Source organism: Psittacicella hinzii (assembly GCF_003585935.1).
Classification (GTDB): Bacteria; Pseudomonadota; Gammaproteobacteria; order Enterobacterales; family Psittacicellaceae; genus Psittacicella; species Psittacicella hinzii.
Window position 1 is genome coordinate 1 of record NZ_NRJG01000170.1, and the last position, 5,147, is coordinate 5,147.

Sequence of the window (5,147 nt, forward strand, 5' to 3'; positions counted from 1 at the left end):
TATCTGACGTTTTAATTTTTTAGCAAAAGAGTAGAAAAATACCAGCTAGTTGTTATATAATAAATAAATGAGCACTCACTCATTTATATATAAATATATTTCCAAATTAACGTGGGAAATGTAATTATTTGTTAGAGCTTTATTGCCGTAAATCCTCATAAATCTTCGTTGCTAAATATTTGATTTAGCTAGAAAAAATAGTAAAAAATGGTATAATAGCGGGCAATATTACAATAAATTTCTCATCTTTTGAATATTACTAATAGTAAAACTATTGGTTCTTTTTTTCTTAGGTTGCTATTAATTTTATTAAGGTACAATACATGTCAAAAAGAAAATCTGCCCTATTTTATATCCTTATGGGGCTGGCAATTTTAGTTTTACTTGCTTTAAGTGCATTTTCATATTTTATTAGCTATCAAAAAAGTAAGTATAAACTTCCTCCTTCAATTAGCAGCGTATCAGCTATTCAATTAGAAACTCGTTCTTATACTGGAGGAGTAATTTCTTCAGGTTTCTTACAAACAGCAGATACATCAAGCTTAGCCTTAGCAACTAGCGGTACTGTTAAAACTATTAACTTTAAAGCTGGGCAACAGGTTAAAAAAGGTCAAGTAATTTTAAGTTTAGACGTAGCTGCAGAACAAGCTTCTCTAGCAGCAAGTCGTGCAAGCTTAAGTACTTTACAATTAACTTATGAAGGCTTTAAAGCAGCATACGCTAATGGTGGTGCTTCTAAATTAGAAGTAGACAATGCTTTAGCAAATTTAAACGCACAAAAAAATTCAGTTTTAGCAGCTGAACGTACAATTGCAACTAAACAAATCGTTGCTCCATTTGATGGTACTATCGGTAGTATTTCGCCATCAGTAGGTACTGTTGTATCTTCAGGAACTGTGTTAGTAACATTAATTCCTAATGATAGTCAATCAAGCAACAATTACTATGCAAACGTTGCATTTTCACCTAACGCTTTAAAAAATGTATCAGCGGGTAATGCCGTAAAAGCTTATGATGGTGAAGGTAAATTAATTGCTGAAGGTACTGTAGCAGCAGTTGACCCTACAATTTCAACTTCAACAGGTTTAAGCCAAGTACGTGTTGAGTTTCCTATTAATGAAAACTTAAAAACTGGTTTATTTGTAAAAGTAAGCGTAGCTACAGATACTTTACAAAATCAAATCGTTATTCCAGAAATCGCTGTTAACTACTCTTTATATGGTCAAGTAGTATATCGTTTAGATCCTCTAACTGACGCAGATAAAGAAAAAATTGCTTCATTTGGTTCGACTGACGGTGTTTACCACGTTACTCAAGTGCGTATTACAGCAAACAACCACGTTAATAATCTTGTATTAGTAACTGAAGGTTTAAAAGCTGGTGACATTGTCGTAACTAATTACAACAATATTATGGATGGTTCTTTAGTGCGTATTGCTAAAGGTTATGGAATTGGTGTTCCAAATACTTTCGCTTTACCAGCAGAAGCAAAAGAAACCGATAAATAATCCTTGGAGTATAAAGTATGAGATTTACTGATGCGTTTATTAAACGACCAGTAATGGGTGTTGCCCTTTGTATCCTCCTAGTTGTACTTGGTTTATATGGTTTAACCCAGATGAATGTGCGTCAGTATCCTAAGTTAGTAACAGCAACTATTACTGTTACTACGACCTATTCAGGTACTTCAGCACAATCTATTCAAAACTTTATTACAAGTCCACTAGAATCTGAGCTAGCTGCTGTAGAAAACATTGACTATATGTATTCAACCTCAGCTTTAGGTACTAGTACGATCACCCTATATTTACTCGGTGGAGCTGATCTTAACAAAGTTTTTACCGACGTAATTGCAAAAGTTAACGAAGCTAAATCATCTTTACCCACAGGTGCAGATGAGCCTGTAATTGCTAAAGATGAAGGACGTTCGGTTAACCCTCTTTACGTAGCATTTACAACCGATCAGTTATCTAATGCTCAATTAGTAGACTGGTTAACACGTAACGTACAACCACAATTCTATACCGTAAGTGGTGTTGCAAGTGTAGATTTCTTAAACCCAGGTTTATATATGCTTGTAACTCTAGATCCAGAAAAAATTGCTAAATATAATTTAAGTCCAAGTTCTGTATCTAGTACAATTTCTAACAACAACGTACAAATCGCTGCGGGTTCTTTAAGAACTGAATATCGTGTTATTACAAATAACGTTGATGGTTCAGTTAAAACTGTAGACGAATTAAAAAATCTAATCATTACAACTGTCAATGGTCAACCTATTCGTATCGGTGACGTTGCCAATGTAGCAATGGAAGAGTTACCAAACCAAAGTATTGCTACTTTTAATGACCAAAAAGCGGTTGTTATGACTTTCTCATTAACTCCTGAAGCAAATGCACTTTCAGTAGTTAAAGCTCTTCTAAATACTTACGAAAACACCGTTAAACCTACTTTACCAAGCTACATTAATACTACTGTAGTTTATAACTCTACAACTTCGATCTTTAGTGCTATTGAGCACGTTGCTCGTACTCTTGTAGAAGCGGTTGTTATCGTAATGGTGGTTATGCTTCTATTCTTAGGAAGTATTAAATCACTTATCGTTCCTATTATTGCTATTCCTATTTCGATTATTGCTAACTTTGCAATTTTAAGTTTATTTGGCTACTCAATTAACTTAATTACACTTCTAGCAATGATCTTAGCTATCGGTCTGGTAGTTGACGATGCCATTGTGGTACTTGAAAACATTGTGCGTCACATCCGTTATGGTGAAACACCATTCCGTGCTGCTATTATTGGTACGCGAGAAATTGCAGCTCCAGTTATTGTAATGACCTTTACTCTAGCTGTAGTATTCTTACCATTTACCTTAACCTCAGGGCAAACTGGTCCGATTTATCGTGAGTTCGCTGTTACCCTTGCCGGTTCGGTGATCTTATCGGGTGTTGTTTCATTAACTTTATCTCCAATGCTAGTTAACCTACTTTATCGTAATTACGATATTAACAAAACTAGCAAGTTTGAGCATTTAGTTGAAACTACGATTGATAATATTAATGCTAAATACGACAAAGCTTTACAAGGTTTCTTAGGTCACCCTAAATTTGCATTTGCATTCTTAGCTGCGGCTCTATTTGCTTTAATATCGTTACCTCGTAACATTAGTTCAGAGTTAACACCAACCGAGGATAATGGAGTATTTATTGCATTCGCACGTGCTCCATCTAACTCAACAATTCAATACAATCAGTTATTACAAAACATTATTACTGAAAGATTTGCGAAAGTACCTTTTGTTGATAGTCGTCTATCCGTTATTCAATCTAGTATGATTATCAACATTGCTCCATTAAAAGAAGATCGTAATTTGACGCAACAAGAAATTGTTAATATGTCAGGCGGTTTCTTTAATGGTGTCCCAGGTCTACAAGTGAATGCTGTAAGTTTCCCTGAAATCCAAGTTCCTGGTTCTGGTTTCTTTAACTTTGCTGTTGCCGCACAATCAGTTGATGATTTAGATAAGATTGTAGAATACGCAGAAAAATTCGAACAAGCTGCTATTGACCAAGGTATCCTAATCATGGGTGCTACTTCCGTGTCATTTGATAACTCAAAACTTAATATTCAAATCGACCGTGAAAAAGCTTCGAAATTAGGTGTTAATATTAGTAACATTGCTAGCTCATTAGCAGCATACCTATCAGGTTCAACAGCTGCTCGAGTTTCTATTGATGGTCAAGTGTATAAACTTGTAACTCAATTAGCAAACCAAGATAAATCTGGAACTAACTCTTTAGATAACTATTACGTAACTAGCACTTCAGGTGTAAATATTCCATTAACAGAAGTTGTTACTTACTCAATGGAATCACAACCTGCTTCTTACCCACGTTTAAACCAATTAAACTCAGTAAGTGTGCAAGGTCGTTCAACGCAATCACAATCTGCACTAGTTGAATGGGTACAAAATAACTTCTACAATTATTTCCCATCTAACTATACTTATTCATTCCAAGGTGATTTACGTACCTATACGCAAGAAGGTAGCCAAACTACAATTATTTTCGGTTTAGCTATTATAATGATCTTCTTAGTACTAGCTATTCAATTTAACTCTTGGAAAGATGGTATTGTGATCATGGTTACCGTACCTCTTGCAATTACAGGTTGTATTTCAACATTATTTATTCTTAACCTAATGAATATTCCAGGTGCAACTAGTAACCTCTATACAACCATTGGTATGATGACTCTAGTAGGGTTAATTACTAAACACGGTATTCTAATGTGTGAAGTTGCTAAAGAAGAACAAATTCTCCATGGTTTAGACAAACGTGAAGCAATCATTAAAGCAGCTCGTTTACGTTTCCGTCCGATTCTAATGACAACCTTAGCGATGGTGGCTGGTCTATTACCTCTACTTATCGGTGGCGGTTCTGGTGCGAATGCTCGTTTTGCGATTGCTGTAACCATTGTATCTGGTCTTTCTATCGGTACTCTATTTACTCTCTTTATCCTACCAATGGTTTACATTTACTTCGGTAAACGTCATGAACCATTACCTGAATTCGACGAAACAATTCCACCTTTAGCTAATCAAATTGAAGAAGAAGCTGTTGATGAAATTGACGACGAAAACAATGATGATCAAGATGTAGACGATAAAGCTACTAGCTTAGACTTCTCTACTGACGATAAAGATGAAAATTCAAATAAATTAGATCTTGATAAGAAATAATTTAATTAAACTTAAAGTGCGTAGTCCTAACAGACTACGCACTTTATTTTGCTCAAAAACCAGCAATATCCACACTAACTAATAAGGTATTTTTGCGGATCAAAAATATATGAGCAAAGTTTAATTTGAGCAATAATTATTTATACCTGATAGTTATCCGGAATCTAAAATTTAACAACATCTAACAAGTTGATTTTTAATCCATTTGACTATAATTTAGTTATAAGATGTTATGAGTAAAAAATTATTTATAACTCATAAGAAAAATTAATTAAAAACATAACTCAATTTGCTAGGAAAAATAAGTTAATAAATCTAGAATTTATAGCAAAAGCAATTTAATTATAATATAATAGCAGTGTTACTTAGCTTGCCCTAGTGGACTGCGCACTATAGATTTAGTAGA

2 protein-coding genes are annotated in these 5,147 nt (G+C 34.3%); both read left to right on the forward strand.

Annotation, left to right across the window (positions count from 1 at the left end; genetic code table 11):
- Positions 1–323: 323 nt before the first annotated feature.
- Positions 324–1,508, forward strand: coding sequence for an efflux RND transporter periplasmic adaptor subunit (locus tag CKF58_RS07645; RefSeq protein ID WP_119532597.1), 1,185 nt, complete (start codon positions 324–326; stop codon positions 1,506–1,508).
- 17 nt (positions 1,509–1,525) lie between these two features.
- On the forward strand, positions 1,526–4,741 hold the full coding sequence (locus CKF58_RS07650; protein ID WP_119532599.1) for an efflux RND transporter permease subunit: 3,216 nt from the start codon (positions 1,526–1,528) through the stop codon (positions 4,739–4,741).
- Positions 4,742–5,147 lie beyond the last annotated feature (406 nt).